This is a genomic window from Actinomadura nitritigenes (assembly GCF_017573545.1).
Classification (GTDB): domain Bacteria; phylum Actinomycetota; class Actinomycetes; order Streptosporangiales; family Streptosporangiaceae; genus Spirillospora; species Spirillospora nitritigenes.
Genome location: NZ_JAGEOK010000033.1, coordinates 1 through 17,859 on the forward strand (window position 1 = coordinate 1; position 17,859 = coordinate 17,859).

The 17,859-nt window shown below is 71.3% G+C and carries 16 protein-coding genes; 10 read left to right on the forward strand and 6 right to left on the reverse strand.

All coding sequences use genetic code 11. The features are described from left to right. Window positions 1–66: 66 nt before the first annotated feature. The 3 genes from J4557_RS38250 to J4557_RS52560 all read left to right on the forward strand — a co-directional run bounded on the left by J4557_RS38250 (window position 67) and on the right by J4557_RS52560 (window position 3,011). The gene (locus J4557_RS38250) at window positions 67–462 is read left to right on the forward strand and encodes a DUF302 domain-containing protein (protein ID WP_208271698.1); all 396 of its coding nucleotides are present in this window, start codon (window positions 67–69) and stop codon (window positions 460–462) included. Between the two features lie 168 nt (window positions 463–630). After that, window positions 631–2,790 (forward strand): MMPL family transporter, encoded by a 2,160-nt coding sequence (locus J4557_RS38255; protein WP_208271699.1) that lies wholly within the window; start codon window positions 631–633, stop codon window positions 2,788–2,790. Window positions 2,791–2,843: 53 nt separating this feature from the next. Then, window positions 2,844–3,011, forward strand: coding sequence for a DUF8730 family Cys-rich protein (locus J4557_RS52560; RefSeq protein ID WP_504740041.1), 168 nt, complete (start codon window positions 2,844–2,846; stop codon window positions 3,009–3,011). A gap of 106 nt (window positions 3,012–3,117) precedes the next feature. On the opposite strand, the gene J4557_RS38260 is transcribed toward J4557_RS52560, so the two are convergent. Next, a complete protein-coding gene (locus tag J4557_RS38260) occupies window positions 3,118–3,336 on the reverse strand; it encodes a hypothetical protein (RefSeq protein WP_208271700.1) in 219 nt (72 codons plus the stop codon). A gap of 153 nt (window positions 3,337–3,489) precedes the next feature. After that, a complete protein-coding gene (ctaD, locus tag J4557_RS38265; protein ID WP_208271701.1) occupies window positions 3,490–5,139 on the reverse strand; it encodes an aa3-type cytochrome oxidase subunit I in 1,650 nt (549 codons plus the stop codon). Between the two features lie 365 nt (window positions 5,140–5,504). On the opposite strand from ctaD, the gene J4557_RS38270 reads away from it, so the two are divergent. Beyond that, entirely contained in the window at window positions 5,505–5,747 is a 243-nt protein-coding gene (locus J4557_RS38270) for a hypothetical protein (RefSeq protein ID WP_208271702.1), read from the forward strand. Here the strand turns inward: J4557_RS38270 and J4557_RS38275 are convergent. Then, window positions 5,744–6,532, reverse strand: a complete 789-nt coding sequence (locus J4557_RS38275; protein ID WP_208271703.1) for an alpha/beta fold hydrolase — start codon at window positions 6,530–6,532, stop codon at window positions 5,744–5,746. The two genes, J4557_RS38270 and J4557_RS38275, sit on opposite strands and share 4 nt — an antisense overlap. Window positions 6,533–6,659: 127 nt before the next feature. Here J4557_RS38275 and J4557_RS38280 point away from each other — a divergent pair, with 127 nt between their 5' ends. From J4557_RS38280 to J4557_RS38295, 4 genes are all read left to right on the forward strand, one after another. Further along, window positions 6,660–7,535: a LysR family transcriptional regulator gene (locus tag J4557_RS38280; RefSeq protein ID WP_208271704.1), complete on the forward strand. Its 876-nt coding sequence runs from the start codon at window positions 6,660–6,662 to the stop codon at window positions 7,533–7,535. Window positions 7,536–7,802: 267 nt separating this feature from the next. Continuing rightward, the gene (locus J4557_RS38285) at window positions 7,803–8,789 is read left to right on the forward strand and encodes an aldo/keto reductase (protein ID WP_208271795.1); all 987 of its coding nucleotides are present in this window, start codon (window positions 7,803–7,805) and stop codon (window positions 8,787–8,789) included. 368 nt (window positions 8,790–9,157) lie between these two features. Then, on the forward strand, window positions 9,158–10,378 hold the full coding sequence (locus J4557_RS38290) for a hypothetical protein (protein WP_208271705.1): 1,221 nt from the start codon (window positions 9,158–9,160) through the stop codon (window positions 10,376–10,378). 28 nt (window positions 10,379–10,406) lie between these two features. Then, window positions 10,407–11,132, forward strand: a complete 726-nt coding sequence (locus tag J4557_RS38295) for a hypothetical protein (protein WP_243777020.1) — start codon at window positions 10,407–10,409, stop codon at window positions 11,130–11,132. A gap of 156 nt (window positions 11,133–11,288) precedes the next feature. Here the strand turns inward: J4557_RS38295 and J4557_RS51240 are convergent, their stop codons facing one another. Next, window positions 11,289–13,760 (reverse strand): LuxR C-terminal-related transcriptional regulator, encoded by a 2,472-nt coding sequence (locus tag J4557_RS51240; RefSeq protein ID WP_279576329.1) that lies wholly within the window; start codon window positions 13,758–13,760, stop codon window positions 11,289–11,291. Here J4557_RS51240 and J4557_RS51920 point away from each other — a divergent pair. Then, a complete protein-coding gene (locus tag J4557_RS51920) occupies window positions 13,753–14,205 on the forward strand; it encodes a dihydrofolate reductase family protein (RefSeq protein WP_208271707.1) in 453 nt (150 codons plus the stop codon). The two genes, J4557_RS51240 and J4557_RS51920, sit on opposite strands and share 8 nt — an antisense overlap. A 342-nt stretch (window positions 14,206–14,547) precedes the next feature. On the opposite strand, the gene J4557_RS38310 is transcribed toward J4557_RS51920, so the two are convergent. Then, window positions 14,548–15,438 carry a carbohydrate kinase family protein gene (locus J4557_RS38310; RefSeq protein WP_208271708.1) on the reverse strand — a complete coding sequence of 297 codons (891 nt, stop codon included), beginning with the start codon at window positions 15,436–15,438 and terminating at the stop codon, window positions 14,548–14,550. 25 nt (window positions 15,439–15,463) lie between these two features. Then, window positions 15,464–16,498 carry a class I mannose-6-phosphate isomerase gene (locus tag J4557_RS38315; RefSeq protein ID WP_208271709.1) on the reverse strand — a complete coding sequence of 345 codons (1,035 nt, stop codon included), beginning with the start codon at window positions 16,496–16,498 and terminating at the stop codon, window positions 15,464–15,466. Window positions 16,499–16,771: 273 nt separating this feature from the next. Between J4557_RS38315 and J4557_RS38320 the strand changes: the two genes are divergently transcribed. Beyond that, on the forward strand, window positions 16,772–17,746 hold the full coding sequence (locus J4557_RS38320) for a LacI family DNA-binding transcriptional regulator (RefSeq protein ID WP_208271710.1): 975 nt from the start codon (window positions 16,772–16,774) through the stop codon (window positions 17,744–17,746). The last annotated feature ends 113 nt before the right edge of the window (window positions 17,747–17,859 follow it).

A 17,859-nucleotide genomic window follows, 5' to 3' on the forward strand; every position in this document is an offset into this window, starting at 1 on the left:
AGGGCGGGTGCACGAGCGTTCGCGACCGCCTCACCGGTTCACTGACGAGAACAGGGAGCAGCGTCCATGTCCTACGAGCGGTCCGTGAAGCTGGAGGCGTCCTTCGAGGAGGCGGTGAACGCCGTCCGGGCGGCTCTGGCCGAGCAGGGCTTCGGCGTCCTGAGCGAGATCGACGTCCAGGCCACACTCAAGGCGAAACTCGACCAGGCCATCGAGCCGTACCTGATCCTCGGCGCGTGCAACCCGCCGCTCGCCCACCGTGCGCTGGAGGTCGACCGCTCGATCGGGCTGCTGCTGCCCTGCAACGTCGTCGTCCGCGCCGAAGGCGACCACGTGATCGTGCAGGCCATCGACCCCGGCACCATGGTCACCCTCACCGGCCTGGACGCCCTGACCCCCGTCGCCGACGAAGCCGCTCAGCGCCTCGAAGCGGCCCTCGACTCCCTGAAACGGAGAGGGTGACCGACCGCCGGCCCTGGCGGTCGAGATCTCCCTCGGGTCCTGTTCCATGGGGCCTCGCTCGCAGGGAGCCTTTCATGGGCCTGACCTGCGCTTTTGTATACCCCCCTGGGTATCTTGTAGGCTGCGGAGTGCCGGGTACCCCCGGGGGTATATGCGAAGGAGATGAGCATGCTGACTGCCCGATCGGCACCGCGACCCGCGGATGCCTCCACCGCCGGCGCACCGCCCGGAGCGCTCGGCCGGCTGGGGACCTGGGCCACGACCCATCTGCGCGTGGTGCTGGTGCTGTGGCTGATCCTGATCGCGGTCCTCGGCGCGTTCGCGCCCAAGGTGACCTCCTCACTGGCGGGCGCCGGCTGGCAGGCCAACGGGTCGGAGTCGGTCCAGGTCCGCGAACTGGCCCAGCGGCACTTCGGGGGCAACGCCTCATCGGCGCTGCAGGTGGTCGTCACCGCGGACAGGCCGGTCTCGGATCCGGCGGCGCAGAAGGTGATCGCGAAGGCGACGGATCTGCTGGAGAGGGACCCGCGGATCTCCGGTGTCGTCGCCCCCCAGCAGGGTGCCACCATCAGCCGTGACGGAAAGGCGGCGATCCTCCTGGCGGGGGCCGGCGCCGGCCCCAACGACATGGTGCGCGCCGCCGACGACCTGAAGAAGCCCCTCGCGGCCCTGTCGGGCGGCGGAGTCACGGTCAACGCGACGGGCTCATCGGTCATGTGGGGCGACTTCAACACCGCCAACCACGACGCGATGATGCACTCGGAGATGGTCTCGTGGCCGGTGACGATGGTCATCCTCGTGCTGGCCTTCGGCTCCCTGGTCGCGGCCGGGCTCCCGCTGCTGCTGACCATCGCCGGGCTGGCGGCCTCCTCGGGCGCCCTCGTGCTGCTCAATCATCTGACGCCGACGTCGATCTGGGCGATGAACTTCGCCATGATGTTCGCTCTCGCCCTCGGCATCGACTACGCGCTCTTCCTCGTCGTCCGGTTCCGTGCCGCGCTCGCACGGCACGGCGACCCGGTCAAGGCCGTCGCCGAGACCATGGACACGGCGGGCAAGGCCGTGGCCCTGTCCGGTCTCACCGTCCTGGTCAGCCTTTCGGCGGTGATGCTCGTGCCCGCCCCGGCCTTCCGGTCGATGGCGCTCGGCATCATGCTGGCCGTGGTCTTCGTCCTCGGCGCGACCCTCACCCTGCTGCCGGCCGTTCTGGGCCGTCTCGGGAAGCGCGTCAACGCCGCGTCACTGCCCATCGCGCGGCCCGGCGGCGACGGATCCTCCCCTCGCTTCACCGCCTGGGGCGAGCGCCTGTGGCGTCACCCCTTCCGCTACGGTGTGCCCGCCCTGCTCGTCCTCGTCGCCCTCGCGGCTCCGGTCATCGGGCTGCGCACCGCCATGCCCTCCATCACGGTGGTGCCCGAGGGCGACTCCTCCCGCGCCGGCTACGTGGCCGTCCAGAAGGCGTTCGGCGACGGCGCCCCCGGCACCCTGCAGATCCTCACGCCGACCGCCGACGCCCCGCAGACCGCCCGGCAGGTCGCCGGCCACGGCGGCATCGCGGGCGTCATGCCGCCGGTGCAGGCCGCCGACGGCAGCGGGCTCACCATGATCCAGGCCGTGCCCTCGGCGGACCCGTCCGATCCCGCGCTGGCGGGCACCGTCGACGCCCTCCGCCACGACCTGCCCGCCTCGGCGCAGGTGGGCGGCGCCGCCGTCGAGAACCTCGACCTCCAGAAGACCCTGAACGACAAGACACCGCTCGTCATGGGGGTCGTCCTCGTTCTCGGCTTCCTGCTGCTCCTGGTCACCCTCCAGGCGCCGCTGGTGGCACTGCTGGGGACCGTGACGAACCTCCTCGCCACCGCGGGAGCCTTCGGAGCCGCGCGCCTGATCTTCCAGGACGGCCACGGCGCCGGCCTGTTCGGCTTCACGCCGCAGGGCTTCCTCGACGGCTGGGCACCGGTGTTCTTCTTCGCCATGATCTTCGCGATCGCCATGGACTACACCGTCTTCCTGCTGTCCACGGCGAAGGAGCACTACGAGAGGACCGGCGAGCCGCGCGCCGCCGCGATCGGCGCGATCGGCCACTCGGGCCGCGTCATCTTCGCCGCGGCCGCCGTCATGGTCGCCGTCTTCTTCACCTTCGCCCTGTCCGGCCCCCTGCCCCCCAAGGAGATGGGCATCGTCCTCGGTGTCGCCGTCCTGCTCGACGCCGCGCTCGTGCGCCTGATCCTGCTGCCGGTGCTGCTCCGGCTCACCGGCCGCGCGGCCTGGCACACACCGCGCTGGCTCAAGCGGATCCTGCCCGACATCCACTTCAGCCACGGGTAGAACCGGGCTCCGACCACCAGCGATTCACCTCGACACAGCAAGGAGAGAACACCATGTGCCAGAAGGCCGTGTGCCCCAAGTGCCGGAAAGCCACCTACCGCGGCTGCGGAAGGCACGTCGAGCAGGTGCTCGCCGGAGTTCCCGAGTCCCAGCGCTGCACATGCACCAAGGGCACCGCACCTGCCGGGAGCCTCTGGAAGCGGCTCACCGGCCGTAGCTGACCCGGCGCATCGTCCGCCGGCAACTGCCCGACATCGAAAGAAGGCCGGACGCGCCCCCACGGCACCCGTGGGGGCGCGTCCGGCCTTCTGCCCCGTCCCGCCGGAGTCAGGTGAAGGCGATACCGAGCACGAGAACCACCAGGGACACCGCGATCAGGAGCGGCGCCCAGCTCCCGAGGCGCGCACCGTCCCAGTGCACGCCATCCCACGGGGCGGCGTGGCCCGCCGGGTGACGGTCCTCCCGCCCGCGCAGCAGCGTCAGCCGGACCCGCGCCACCACCAGGACGACGGGGGCGGTCAGGGTGATCAGCGCGACGGCCCTCACCCAGCTCCCCGCATACGCCGCGGCCACACATTCCAGGGCAAGGAACGCAATAGAGCACATCCAGAACGCCGGCATTGTTCTGAACATTCGTCGCCCTCCGGGAATAGAGAATCGAGATCGCCTCGGCGACCCTGCACCGTGCGGACAGCGGGGTCAGACGCGCTGGATCTCGGGCACGCTGTGCGGATGATGCAGATCGAACGCCGGCCGCTCGGACCGGATCTGCGGGATCGAGTTGAAGTTGTGGCGCGGAGGAGGGCACGAAGTGGCCCACTCCATGGAACCTCCGTAGCCCCACGGGTCGTCCACCTCGACGAACCTGCCCCGCTTGTAGGTGATGTAGATGTTGAACAGAAACGGAATGATCGAGATGCCGAGCAGGAAGGAGAATATCGACGACGCCGCGTTCAGCCCTTGGAATTCACTGGGATAGTCGGCGTACCGGCGCGGCATTCCCTCGACACCCAGCCAGTGCTGGACGAGGAACGTGCCGTGGAAGCCGATGAACAACATCCAGAAGTGCACCTTGCCGAGCCGGTCGTCGAGCTTCTTCCCGGTGAACTTCGGCCACCAGAAGTAGAAGCCCGCGAACATCGCGAACACCACGGTGCCGAAGACGGTGTAGTGGAAGTGCGCGACCACGAAGTAGGTGTCCGACAGCTGGAAGTCCATCGGCGGGGAGGCGAGGATGACGCCGGTCAGGCCGCCGAACAGGAACGTCACCAGGAAGCCCAGCGACCACAGCATCGGCGACTCGAACGTCAGCTGCCCTCGCCAGATCGTCCCGACCCAGTTGAAGAACTTCACCCCCGTGGGCACGGCGATGAGGAAGGACATGAAGGAGAAGAACGGCAGCAGCACCTGGCCGGTGACGAACATGTGGTGCGCCCAGACGGTGACCGACAGGCCCGCGATGGTGATGGTCGCGAAGACCAGGCCGATGTAGCCGAAGACGGGCTTGCGGGAGAACACCGGCAGGATCTCCGTCACGATGCCGAAGAAGGGCAACGCGATGATGTAGACCTCCGGATGCCCGAAGAACCAGAACAGGTGCTGCCAGAGCAGCGCGCCGCCGTGCGCCGGGTCGAACACGTGCGCGCCGAGCTTGCGGTCGGCCTCCAGGGCCAGCAGCGCGGCGGCGAGCGGCGGGAACGCCAGCAGGACCAGGATCGAGGTCAGCAGGACGTTCCAGGTGAAGATCGGCATCCGGAACATGGTCATGCCCGGGGCGCGCATGCACAGGATCGTCGTGATGAAGTTGACCGCGCCCATGATGGTGCCGAAGCCCGACATGGCCAGGCCCATCACCCACATGTCGCCGCCGACGCCCGGCGAGCGGACCGCGTCCGAGAGCGGGGCGTAGGCGGTCCAGCCGAACGACGCGGCGCCGTTCGGGGTCACGAAGGCCAGCACCGCGATCAGGCTGCCGAGAAGGTACAGCCAGTACGCCAGCATGTTCATCCGGGGGAACGCCACGTCCGGCGCGCCGATCTGCAGCGGCATGATCACGTTCGTGAAGCCCGCGAACAGCGGCGTCGCGAACATCAGCAGCATGATCGTGCCGTGCATGGTGAAGGACTGGTTGTACTGCTCGTTGCTGAACATCTGGAGGCCGGGCTCGAGCAGTTCGGCGCGGATGGCCATGGCCAGCAGTCCGCCGAGCAGGAAGAAGCAGAACGACGTGATGAGGTACAGATATCCGATCTTCTTATGGTCGGTCGAGGACAACCAGTCGGCGGCCAGCCGGCCTTTGCTGGTCCGGTGGACCGGAGCAGCCGTGGGGGCAGTTTCTATTGTCCTCATATCCTCGCCAGGTCCCTTGACGGAAATCTGTCTCTTCGGCCGGGAGGCGGTACTCGCGAACCGCGTGTTCACCGCGGACGAACCCGCGCCCGGCGGAACCGCCGCGGCGGCTCACGGTCCCGCTGATCAGTTCCGCGCGCTTCCTGCCACAGATTTACCAGATGGGGACTCGAAGGCAACGCCCCGGCAGGTAAACAGTCATGCTCGATTGAGCATGGACCTGCCTTGCGACATATTTCGCAATTGGTGGCACAGCGGATCGCGCAGCCGGGGTCGGGCGGCCGGCGATGGTCAGGTGCGGGATACCGCGGACCGGGCGTTGTCACACCATCCGTGACTTCCTGCACCCCGGGAGCCAGCCGCCGATGCGCGCCCACCCGACCCGCCCGAACGGCTGCTCGGCGACGTCGACGGTGCCGACCGCCTACGTCCTTCTCCACGCCGCCGCCTTCGAGGCGACCGTGAGCACCCTGGAACTGCTCGAAGTCGTCGCGCTGACCATGGTGGACACCTTTGCGGCCGGCGGGCCGGCGGGCCGACCGCGGGCGGGTGGGCGACAAGCCGCCTATCACCTGACTGTCACCAAGATCGTGATTGAGTACGGCTAGCCCAAGGCCGGAGCCATCTCGCTCAGGGCGGTGCGAAGGACCGTGTTGAACGCCTCCGGGCGTTCCTCGTGGGGCATGTGGCCCGCGCCGTCGACGACGTAGAGGCGGCCCTGGGGCGCCAGGCCGGCGAGGGTCCGCGAGACCTCCAGCGGGAACTGCGTCTCCAGGCCGCCGTGGACGAACGCGGCGGGCAGGTCGAGGCCGGTGACGATCGGCCGGGGATCGAACCCGCCCACCTCGGTGAACAGGGCGTCGATGAACGTCCCGGAGGCAAGGATCCGCTCGACGGTCCGGGCGTGGACCCGCGGGCCCGCCGCCGGGCCGTACCAGGTGGGCACCCACTCGGCGGCGGTGGCCGCGCGGTCGGCCGCGAGCCGGACGCGCAGGTCGGCCAGCTCGGCGGCCATGCCGAGGGTCGGCCAGTGGCCCGGTCCGTCGACGGAGACGATCCCGCCGAGCCGCCCGGGCGCCGCCTGTGCGGCGAGGACGACGAAGTGGGCGGCCACCGAGCTGCCGACCAGGACCGGCGTGTCCAGCCCGAGGGTCTCGACCAGGGCGAGGACGTCGGTGGCGTTGCCGGCCAGCGTGTTACCCGACCGCGGGCGATCCGAGCGCCCGCAGCCGCGCCAGTCGACGGTGATGGTGCGGTGGTCGGCGGCCAGGTCGGCGACCTGGGCGTCCCACACCCGTCCGCTGGTGCCCCAGCCGTGCAGGAACACCAGGGGGCGGCCCGTGCCGCGGTCCTCGTAGTACAGGCGGCTCCCGTGGACGGTCGCGTACGGCATGACGTGCTCCTCGCTGCGCGGTGGTGATCGCGTTGACGTGCCCAGTCCACCGCGGTGGACCGTTCCGACCAAGACGCGTTCCGCTCGTACACTCATCAAGGATCGTTATGGGTCGGGGGGTGGTGGGATGGAGCTGCGGCAGATCCGGTACTTCCTCGCGGTCGCCGAGGAACTGCACTTCGGGCGGGCGGCGGAACGGCTGCGGATCGTCCAGCCGACCGTCAGCCAGCAGGTGCGCCGCCTCGAGCGCGAGTTCGGCATGGAGCTGTTCGACCGCACCACCCGCTCCGTCGCGCTGACCGCCGCAGGCGCCGCCTTCCTCCCGCACGCACGGGCGATCCTCGCGGCCGAGCAGGCCGCCGCCGAGACGATGGCCGGGCTGCGCGCCGAGCGGAGGCCCGTGTTGCGCATCGGCACCAACGTCGGCCTGGGGGCGCGACTGGAACGGGTGCTCGCCGCACTCGCCGACCGCGCCCCGCACATCACCGTGGACCTGGTCAGCGCGGCCCCCGCCGAGCGGCTCCAGCGGGTCCGCGACGGCGAGCTGGACGCCGCCTTCGTGCGCGGCGCGGACCGCAGCCCAGGGCTCGACCTCGTCCCCGTCTGGCACGACCCGCTCGTAGCGGCGCTGCCCGCCGCGCATCCGCTGGCCGGACGGGACACGGTCGCGATCGCCGGTCTCGCCGCACTGCCGCTGCGCCTCACCACCCGCGAGGCCAACCCGCACCTGGTCGACCTCGTCATCGGCGCCTGCCGTGACGCGGGCTTCGAGCCGATCATGGGCCCGGTCTTCACCACCGACCAGGACACGCTCGCCGCGATCGCGACAGGCAGGCCGAGCTGGACGGTCTTCTACGCCGCCCAGGCCGAGATCCTGCCCGCCCCGCGCATCGCGTTCCGCCCCCTCGACCCGCCGCTGAGCGCGCAGACCTACCTGGCCGTGCGACCGGCCGCGTCCGCACGCCGGCTCGCGCCGCTGCTGGAAGCCTGCCAGGGCCTCTGAAGGCCCGCGGACGGTCGCCGGCATCGCGCCCGAATACGGCCGCCGGACCACCGGCCCGTGCCGGGGGTGATCGACGTCGGAAGGTCACCGCAGCGGCCTGTCACCCGGCGTCCGGCGCCATCGAGCGTGCACGCCGCCCCGGCCGATCGCCGTGGACACGGCGAGCGCAGGCCCACCGGGCCGCGCAACCGGCGAACGGCGGTTGACCTGGAGCGCACACCAGGTCACAGAATCCCCGTGAACACGATGGTGGAAGGAATCACGCGCATGAAATACCGGATGATCGGAACGGACCCGGCGACACGTCGTGAGGTGAGCGCCCTGAGCCTGGGGGCGATGCGGTTCGGCACGTCCACCGACGAGGCGACGTCACTGGCGATCCTCGATCGCTATGTCGAGGCCGGAGGCACCTTCATCGACACCTCCAACAACTACGCGTTCTGGGCCAACGGCGGCCAGGGCGGAGACAGCGAGGCGCTGCTCGGGCGGTGGCGGCGGAGCCGCGGTGTCGGCGACGAGATCGTCATCGCCACCAAGCTGGGCGCCCGCCCGCTGGCCCCCGGCACCAGCTTCACCGACAACCCGGAGGGTCTGTCGGCCAAGGCGATCCGCGAGGCGTCGGAACGCAGCCGTGAGCGGCTCGGCGTGGACAAGCTGGACCTGCTGTACGCCCACATCGAGGACCCGCGGGTGCCCTTGCGGGAAACGGTGGAGGGCTTCGCCGACCTGGTCGCCGAAGGCACCGTCGGGCTCCTGGGAGCCAGCAACCACTGGACCTGGCGGGTGGAACGCGCCCGCGCCCTGGCCGCGTCGGCCGGCCTGCCCGGCTATGAGGTCCTTCAATACCGGCACAGCTACCTGAGGCCGCGGACCGACCTGCCCAGCATGTTCTCGGCCGACGGAATGCCGGGCGGCGCCGGCGGCGACCTGCTCAGCTACCTTCGGGAGGAGCCCGGTCTCACCCTGGTGGCCTACTCCCCGCTGCTGGTCGGCGCCTACACCCGCCAGGACAAACCGCTGGACGCCGAATTCGACCACCCGGGCACGCCCGCGCGGCTGGCGGCCTTGCGCGAGGTGGCGGAGGAGACCGGAGCCTCACTCAACCAGGTGGTGCTGGCCTGGCTGATCGGCGGGGACCTCCCCGTGATCCCGCTGGTCGGCGCGTCCTCGGTGGCCCAACTCGACGAGAGCCTGGCCGCAGTCGACCTCGAACTGACCCCTGAACAACGCACCAGGCTGAACACGGCAAGGTAGCGGCAGGCCGCCCATCGAGAAATCCTCGTGGCCACCCCAGCGGCGGCGCTTCGACCTCACGAAGACGCAGTGGACGGTGCGGGCGAAAGGGCAGCTCATTGCTCTTCGGATGTTCAGTTGGGCGGTCTGGTCCGGTCGGGTGATCGGCGGAGGCGGCGGCTTCCGAGCCCCCGTGAGCGCGATGGTCTGCAGGAAGTCGCAAGCCTCCGAGAAGCGCACACCGTTCGGCCAAGGCGCTGCCGACTGAAGGGTGATAATCTTTCGTGCACTATCGTCGGGAAGGTCATGGAACGGGGCGAACGGACCGGCAGGCATCCGGTCGGCTCTGCGGGTTCGCGTCCCAGAGCGTGAATGGCGGGTACAGCTCAATGTACACGACAGGACCAGCAGAGGCCTGCCTCGAGGATGCGAACAACATCCTGGTCGCTCCTTCAACGTTGCGAGACCATGACTTGATCCGGGACTTTTTCGGTTCCACGATCACGCACAAGGACCTTGCTTCCGGTTCCCACGACCTCGCACATAAGAACGTCTACCTGTGTGGCGATGTATCGGGGATGAACGGCCGCCAGTTGCATGCCGCGGCCCGGGTGTTCGTTATCCGGGAGCTTTCACACGGATACGACGATGAACCTTGGACGTTCGTCGACCCCGGCCAGGTTCCCATCCGGGTCCACGGCGCCGGCGTGTACTATCGCCGCTTCTTCGGCCTCGACTCCGATCATTTCGACCGGATCCGCGCGGAGCATGCGTTCCAGTCCCTGACGGAGTCCACCAAGCCTGGAACAGCCCATCGCAGCGGAATCTATCTGACGCCGGTCACGCGAAACGGCGACGAGCTGCATTTTCGCCTGCTCCGGTGCTCCACGAACCTCTCGGGGCCGACCGAGGGCTTTCGCCCGACCGACACGCGCATCGTCGAGGCGCTGAACCGCGAGGCCGCCGCCGTCTTCCGGAACCATGCGCCGCTCAATCACGTCCTCGCTCAGATCTACCACAACACCCCCGCCACGGAGGAGCGCAAGCAATCCAAGGCCAAGATCTCGGCCCATGCCGACAAGACCAAGGACATGCCCGTCAACGGCATCATGGCCTTCTGCACCTTCTACGACCGGCTCGACAAACTGGAACCCATGCCCGAAGACGCCTTCGACTACGGCGTAAAGGGTGTCAGCGGGCTGACCAAGCTCCACTTCCGCCTCAAGAATCCGACCGGAGAACGCGATGCCGTCGCGTTCCCCTCGCAGTTCACCGTGACTCTGCATCCCGGCTCCGTGTTCTTCATGCCGCTGTCCACCAACCGCCTGTACACGCACGAGATCCGGGCCTCGATGCTGGACGCCGACCTGCTCCCGACCCGCATGGGCTACGTGGTGCGCTGTTCGAGTGCCGAAGCCGTCCACAAGAACGGCTGCACGTTCCTCAAAGTGGACGGAGATCTGGTGAGGCTGGAGCCGCCCACACCGGCGGGCATGAACGAACTGCGTCGACTGTACGCCGAGGAGAACAAGACCTCGTCCTTCATTGATTACGGCGACGCCTTTTTCTTCAGCATGAACACGGGAGACTACATTGCCCCCCGGGCCTAGCATCTCGAATGAGATCCTCTCGTACGCCTTGCCGGCCGAGGAGGACCTCTTTGCGGAGCTGACCGCGTCGGCTCGCTTGGAGGATGTGGGGAAGGGCCGGCGTGGCGCCGTGCTCGCCAGGACCGACGAGGCGAATTGCGTGCCTCTCGTCCGCACCACCACCCGATACGGCAACCCGACGCAGCGTTTCCGGGCGGTGCACGAACGGCTGGCGCAGCGGATTCAAGAGCACGCGGCGCTTCCGGTCGGCTTCAACAACGCTCTCATCGAGAGCTACACGAACGCCTACAGAACCATGGGCAGCCATTCCGACCAGGCCCTCGATCTGGCCGACGGGTCGTTCATCGCCGTCTTCTCGTGCTATCAGCATGCCGAAGCGAAACCGCCGAGAAAGCTGATCTTCGAATCAAAGGGCGCCGGCGGAGAGAAGTTCGAGATCCCCCTTGCCCACAACGGTATCGTGGCGTTCTCCACCGACTCGAATCGGCGACTCAAGCACAAGATCGTGCTGGACCCGTCCGCCCAGACGACGGGCAACCAATGGCTGGGCGTGACCTTCCGGACGTCGAAGACCCTCATTCGGTTTCGCAACGGGCAGGCCTACCTCCCGCAGAGTGCGCGCCTCACGCTGGCCGACGATGAGCAGAAGAGCGAGTTCTACCGGCTACGGCGCCGTGAGAACAATGAAACGGACTTCGTCTATCCCGTGCTGACGTACACCATCAGCGGGAGCGATCTGGTGCCGCCCGTCTGACCTTGATCGTCAGGAACGGAAGTCGGGCTGCTCGGCGCGGTCTACGGCGAACTCGGCGTCCGCCCGGTCGAACGCTACCGCCGCGCCCTCGGCGATGCCCGACCTGCTCGCGGTCGTCCGGGCGCTCGCAAGGCCGCCGTCCGGGCGAGGCAGGGATCAGCGGTCGAGGAGGCCGCACTCGCGGGCGCGGGCGGCGGCCTCCGTCCGGGTGGCCACGCCGAGCTTGGTGAGGATGCGCGCCACGTGGGTGGCCACGGTGTTGGCGGAGATGAAAAGCTCCGCGGCGATCTGCGGGTTCGACCGGCCGCGGGCGAGCACCCTCAGCACGTCCAGCTCCCGGCGGGTCAGACCGTGGCCGTTGCCCGGGGCGTCCGCGACGTCGCCGAGGCGCCCCCGGGACGCCAGGTCGTCAATGCGGGCCAGCAGCGGCGCGGCGCCCAGCCCGGCCGCGAGGGCACGGGCCTCCCGCAGCCGGGACCGGGCGCCCGGACGGTTGTTGGACGCGAGCGCGGCGGCCGCGCCCTCCGCCAGCACGACGGCCGTCTCGTAGGGGTTGCGCAGAGCGCGCCACGCGTCCGCGGCCCCGTCCCAGGCAGACAGCTCACCGGGCGAGGTCAGCGCGTGGAAGGTGCGGCGCTGGGCACTGATCACCGGGGTTGCGGCCGGCAGGGAGTCGAGCATGCGGGCCAGTTCCCCGAGCCGGTCCGCGGTCTGGTCCGCGACCTGCCGGTTCCGCGGCGCCGCCGTCCGCCGGAGCCGCTGCGCCCGCGCCCCGAGCACCGCGAGCCGCGCCGTGTCGTGCGGCGGCCAGACCTCCGCCGCCGGCAGGTGCTCCCCCACGATCCGGTCGGCGGCCTCCGGGTCGTCCCGGCCGAGCGCGTGGGCGATGCGCAGCAGGGCGAACCAGGACGTCGCCTCGACCGCGCCGGACGTGTGCCGCACGAACTCGGTCAGCTGGCGCAGCAGCGTCTCGAACCGGCCGGTCTCGCCCCGCCAGTGCATCACGTCGGCGGTGACGAGGCGCAGGTAGGCCGTGTAGAGCGGGGGCGGTGCCAGGGCGAGGGCGTCGCCGACGACCTCCAGCGCCTCGTCCCAGCGTCCGAGCGAGCACAGCGGGACGGCGCGGACGGTGGCGAGCATGCTGCCGCGCGACCGGCCCTGGCCGAGCCGCTCGGCCGCCCGCTGCCCGGTGCGGGCGAGCGCGGCCGCCTCCTCGTAGTGGCCCGCGCCCGCGAGGTGGCTCGCCTCCCATTGGAAGGTGGTCAGGAACGTGTGCGCGTCCCCCGCGGCCTCGGCGGCGCGGCGCGCCTCGGCGAACGTGCGGCGCGTCCGCTCCTGGTGACCGTCCAGGCCGTGCAGCGCCGCCAGGACGAGCAGCGCGGGTGCGCGCAGCGCGTCGGCGCCGAGGCGTTCGGCGATGTCGAGGGCCTCGGCCGCCTGGCGCCGGGCGTCGCCGGCGTCGCTCGCCATGAAGTCGGCGAACGCCGAAGCCGACAGCAGGCGGCTGCGCAGCGGATCCGCCGACCCTGGCGGCACCAGCTCGACCGCCCGGCGCAGATCCTCGCGCCCCGTTCCGTCGAGCCGGCTCCGCAACCGGCCGCGCAGGCCGAGCAGCCGCGCGACGCGCTCCGGTTCGGCCGCCGGGTCCAGCTCGTCCAGCGCGGCGGTGCCGTACGCCACGCCCGCGGCGGACCTGCCCGCCGCGAACGCCGCCGCCGCGGCGCGCTCCAGCACGGCCGTGCGGTTCGCGCCGACGAGCCCGGCCGCGTCCGGCACCTTCTCCCACTGCTTCAGGACCAGCTCCAGCAGGTGGAGCTCCTCGTCGTAGGCGTTCTGCCGCGCCGCGAGGCCGGCCGCGTCCCAGGCGGCGGGCAGCGCCCGCGCGAACTCGCCCGCGGCCGTCCAGTGCTCCGCCAGGGCCGTGCCGCCGCCGGCGCGTTCGGCGAGCTCCTCGGCGCACCGGGCGTGCATGCGGCGCCGCCGGTCCGGCGGCAGCGCCTCGTACACCGCCTCGCGGATGAGGTCGTGCCGGATCGCGTACCCGTCCTCCCGCGCCACCACCAGGTCGCGCCCGGTCAGCTCGTCGAGGGCGGCCCGGAGGCGGTCCCCGGACTCGCCGGCGACGTCGCGGACCAGGTCGTCGGGGAGGTCGGCACCCGCGACCGCGAGGGCCTCCAGCGCCTCCCGGGCCGGCCCCGGCAGATCGGTGATCCGGGCCAGCAGCAGGCTCCGCAGGTCGCCGGACGGTGCCTCGCCCGCGTTGCTCAGCGCCTCGACGAACAGCGGGTTCCCGCCGCTGCGCCGGTGGATCCGCGCGCTGCGCGCCGTGTCGGGCGCCCTCCCGTCCACGGCCGCGAGCAGCGCGGCGACATGCCCCTGCTCCAGCGGGCCGAGGACGATGCGCTCCACCGCGCCGCCGCGGCCGAGCTCCGCGAGCATCCGCCGGTTCGGATGCCCCGCGGCCGGCTCTCCCGTGCGGACGGTCCCGACCAGCAGGACGGCGCCGTCCGCGAGGTTGCGGGCCAGGTAGGCGAACAGCTCGCGGCTCGACGCGTCCGCCCAGTGCAGGTCCTCCACGACGACCACGACGGGCCGCGCCTCGGCCACCCGGCACAGCAGGGTGAGCATCTCCTCCAGCAGCCTGGTCGGCCCCTACCGCGCGGGCGCCGGCCCGAGGTCGGGCAGCCAGTCGCCGAGCGCGGTGCCCGCCGGCGGCAGCAGCGCCGCCACCGGCGCCAGTCCGAACCGGCGCACCAGACCCCGCAGGACGGCGACGAACGGCACGTACGGGGCACCCTCCGAGCCCAGCTCCAGGCACCCGCCCCACACCACCAGGGGACTGCGCGCTCAGGAGGGCGGCGACATCATCGTCCTGGCCAGCACCAGCGTCATCCGCGCCCTGATCGAGGCCGACGAACTGGACCGGCTCAGCATCACCCTCTGCCCCGAGCTCGTGGGCGGCGGCGCCCACCTGTTCAACGACGCGACGCCCCGCTCGTCCTGGTCCCTGACCAGCACCGCCGCCACCGAGAGCGGCGCCCTCTGCCTCATCTACGACCGCGTCGACGCCTGACGGGCGGAGACGGTGGCCTGCGAAGGCAGATCGGGAATGGAGGAGCCCCGCGATGTTCGGTCATCGCGGGGCTCCTCGCCCGCGGAGGGTGCATCCCGTCGACGGAGCCGACGTTTGTCAGGTGCGGTGGCCGGCCGTGGGGTTCAGGAGCAGGGGCGACGCCGAGTTCGTGGCCGGCCCAGGGTCAGGCGCGTCGCCCGCCGTCGATCGACATCGCGATCCCGGTGACGTAGGTCGCGGCGTCCGAGCAAAGCCAGACCGCCGCCCCCGACACCCCCGAACGCGCGGGCCGAAAGGACGGCCCGCGCTCTCGTGCCGGCCGCCCGCCGGCGCGGGCCCGCCTCACAGGAACGCTTTGAGCTCTTCCTTGGTCGGGGGGTCCGCGCCGGGGCGGGTACAGGTGATGGCGGCCGAGGCCAGCGCGTCCGCGAGGGGGCCTGACAACGTTGTCTCGTCGGCTCGGGTCAGGGCGCCGGGTTCCAGCAGGCCCGCGGACAGGAGGCCCGACAGCAGGCCGGACATGAACGCGTCGCCCGCGCCCACCGTGTCCGCGACCTCGACCGGCGGGGCCGGGCGCTCGAACCGGCCGGACGCGGTGACGGCGACACAGCCGCGCGCGCCCCGCGTGACGACGACCAGCGCCGGGCCGAGGCCGCGCCACCGGTGCGCGACCTGCACAGGGTCCTCCGCGGGATAGAGCCAGGCGAGATCCTCGTCGCTGGCCTTGACGACGTCGCTGAGCCCCACCTGGCGTTCGACCCGCAGCCGCTCGCACGCCCGGTCGCCCAGCAGCCGCGGCCTGATGTTCGGGTCGTAGCTCACCACGGGCGCCGCGGCCATCGCCGCCTCGACCGGTGCGGCGGCCATCGCCGCGGCCAGGGACCCGGCGTGCAGGACGGCCGTGTCCGGCGGCAGTTCCAGGGCGGGCACGTCCCAGGAGATCGCGAAGTCGTAGGACGGGACGCCCGCGCCGTCCACCGTCACGACGGCGAGCGGCGTGAACGGCGCCGGATGCACGGACGGCGCCACCCCGGCGGCCGTCAGGTGCCCGGTGACCAGGCGACCGAAGGCGTCGCCGCCGAGGGTGGTCACGAGCGTCACGGGGCTGCCGAGCCGGCCGAGCCCGACGGCGATGTTGGCGGGACCGCCGCCGGGATCCGCGCGGAAGCGCCGCCCGCCGGACTCCGCCACGAGATCGACGAGAGCCTCGCCGACCACCACGATTCCAGTCATCACGCCTCCTCGGCGACACGAGCGATCACGGCGCCGAACCGTCCGCCACCGGAGGCAGGCACCGCAGGACCTCGACGTCGCCGTGCACCGTCGCGGGCCCTGCCCCGTAGGGGACGAGGACGGTCCGCCCGGCGCCTAGCGGGACCATGCCGTCCGCGCCGCGCAGTTCGCCGGAGCCGTGCAGCACGATCAACACCGCGAAGCTCGGATCCAGTTCCGCGCCCGCGCCGACGAGCTCGGCGCGGAAGAACGGGTCGGCGCCCTCGGGCCACACCCGCCGCACGCCGGGCCGCGCCTCGGGCAGCTCGGACGGACGCCGGACGAGCCGTCCGACCTCCTCGGCGCCGTGGCCGCGACCGTCGACGCACCGCACGGCGGTGTCCCAGCCGAGCCGCAGGTCGGCGTCCGCGCCCGCAGGCAGGAAGCCCTCCCACTCGATCACGATGCTGAAGTCGGTCGGCTCCTGGACCTCCACGAGGAAGACCCCGGCGTCGATGGCGTGCGGGAGCCCGGCCGGGATCAGCACGGCATCGCCCGGACGGACCGCTACCTCGTTCATCGCGCCCAGCAGCGCCGCACCGTTCTGCGTGCGGATCCACTCGCGCAGGCGGTCGTCCCCGACGTCCTCCCGGAAGCCGAGGTGGACACGCCCCTCACCGCCGTCCGGCACGTCCATGACCAGCCACGCCTCGGTCTTGCCGAACACGCTGCCGAGGTGGTCGCGCGCGAACTCCCGGGTCGGGTGGACGTGCACCGGAAGCCGCTGCCCCGCGTCGAGCAGCTTCACGAGCAGCGCCGGAGACTCCCCCCACGCGCGCACATGCTCCGGCCCCAGCCATCCGGCCGGGTCCTCGGCGATCGCCGTGCGCAACGACCGCCCGTCGGGCAGGACCGTCAGCCCCGCGTCGCCGCCGAACCGGCTGGTCGCCGAGCCCACCCAGTCCTCGGGACGGTACTCGTCGGGCGGCGGCGCACCACGGAAACGACCGATACCGGCGCCGCCCCGGTAGAAGTGCCGGGGCTGGTTGGCGGGCAGGGCAACGGGGCGGAGCTCAGGCATTCGTCCTCATCCGGGGGGCGGCTGGCGTCACGCCTACGATCTCCGCGACAAGACAACGTTGTCAAGAATTCAGGAGGGCAGATCGGCGAGTCGGCCGAACCAGCACCGCTGACACGCACTCTGGCTCGCAAGCAGGCTGATAACGTTGTCGCGGGCGCTGCGATCGCGCGGTGAGCCGCCAGGCGAGCCGGAACGACGCAGCACCCGTGGAAGGAAGGCCGCCAGGGCCTGACGCCAAGGGCGGGTGCGATGAAGAGACCTACGATCTCGGATGTGGCGGCCGTCGCCGGGGTCAGCCCGAAGACGGTGTCCCGCGTGATCAACAACGAGCCGAACGTGCGTCCGGAGCTGGCCGAGCGGGTGCTCGCCGCCATCGGCGAGCTGGGATTCCGGCGCAACGCGATGGCGAGTTCGCTGCGGTCGGGCCGGGAGACCGCGACGATCGGGCTGATCATCGAGGATCTGGCCAACCTGTTCTACTCGACGATCGCGGCGGAGGTGGCGCGGGTCGCGCGGGCGCACGACACCCATCTGATCACCGTCAGCTCGGAGGAGGACCCCGAGCTGGAGCAGCGCCAGTTCGCGCAGCTCTGCCAGCGCCGGGTGGACGGGCTGGTCATCGTCCCTGCGGGCGCCGACCACTCCTACACGCGGCCCGAAGCGGAGATGGGCATGCGGATGGTCTTCCTGGACCGTCCGCCGTCGGGCGTCCTCGCCGACAGTGTCCTCGTGGACAACGAGGCGGGCGCTCGGGCGGGGATCGCGAGCCTGCTGGCGGACGGGCACCGCCGGATCGGCGTGGTCGTCGACTCTCCGGCGATCCACACGGCGCGGGAGCGGCTTGCCGGGGTGCGGACGGCGCTGGCGGGCGCCGGCGTCCCCTACGACGACTCCCTGGTGCGGGTCGGTGTCAGCGATCCGGACGGAGCAGCCCGCGCGGTCGCCGCCATGCTGGACGCGAACGATCCGCCGACCGCGTTCTTCACCGGCAACAACCGGATCACCGTCGGCGCCGTGCGGGAGCTGTACCGCCGGGGTTCCGGCGCGGCGCTGATGGGTTTCGACGACTTCGAGCTGTCCGCGCTGATGCCGCGGCCGCTGACCGTGATCGCCTATGACGTGCGGGAGCTCGGCCGCGCCGCCGCCGTCCGGCTCTTCGAGCGGATCGGCGGCGACGCGTCCTGGCCGTCCGAGATCACGATCCCCACCCGCCTCGTCCAGCGGGGCGTCGAGCCGGGCGCCACCTAGGGGCGCCCACCCGGGACGCAATGGGAGACGCCGGTGCGTTGCGGCTGGACGGACCGCACTTCCCCGACTGATGCGCCGGCGTCTCCCATCGGCCCGGGTCGGTGAGTCCCGCC

Excerpts from the sequence above, each read along its gene's own strand:
- J4557_RS38250 (WP_208271698.1), top strand. The coding sequence starts at position 67 with ATGTCCTACGAGCGGTCCGTGAAGCTGGAGGCGTCCTTCGAGGAGGCG.
- J4557_RS38255 (WP_208271699.1), top strand. The coding sequence starts at position 631 with ATGCTGACTGCCCGATCGGCACCGCGACCCGCGGATGCCTCCACCGCC.
- J4557_RS52560 (WP_504740041.1), top strand. The coding sequence starts at position 2,844 with ATGTGCCAGAAGGCCGTGTGCCCCAAGTGCCGGAAAGCCACCTACCGC.
- ctaD (WP_208271701.1), bottom strand. The coding sequence starts at position 5,139 with ATGAGGACAATAGAAACTGCCCCCACGGCTGCTCCGGTCCACCGGACC.
- J4557_RS38270 (WP_208271702.1), top strand. The coding sequence starts at position 5,505 with ATGCGCGCCCACCCGACCCGCCCGAACGGCTGCTCGGCGACGTCGACG.
- J4557_RS38275 (WP_208271703.1), bottom strand. The coding sequence starts at position 6,532 with ATGCCGTACGCGACCGTCCACGGGAGCCGCCTGTACTACGAGGACCGC.
- J4557_RS38280 (WP_208271704.1), top strand. The coding sequence starts at position 6,660 with ATGGAGCTGCGGCAGATCCGGTACTTCCTCGCGGTCGCCGAGGAACTG.
- J4557_RS38285 (WP_208271795.1), top strand. The coding sequence starts at position 7,803 with ATGAAATACCGGATGATCGGAACGGACCCGGCGACACGTCGTGAGGTG.
- J4557_RS38290 (WP_208271705.1), top strand. The coding sequence starts at position 9,158 with ATGTACACGACAGGACCAGCAGAGGCCTGCCTCGAGGATGCGAACAAC.
- J4557_RS51240 (WP_279576329.1), bottom strand. The coding sequence starts at position 13,760 with ATGCTCACCCTGCTGTGCCGGGTGGCCGAGGCGCGGCCCGTCGTGGTC.
- J4557_RS38310 (WP_208271708.1), bottom strand. The coding sequence starts at position 15,438 with ATGACTGGAATCGTGGTGGTCGGCGAGGCTCTCGTCGATCTCGTGGCG.
- J4557_RS38315 (WP_208271709.1), bottom strand. The coding sequence starts at position 16,498 with ATGCCTGAGCTCCGCCCCGTTGCCCTGCCCGCCAACCAGCCCCGGCAC.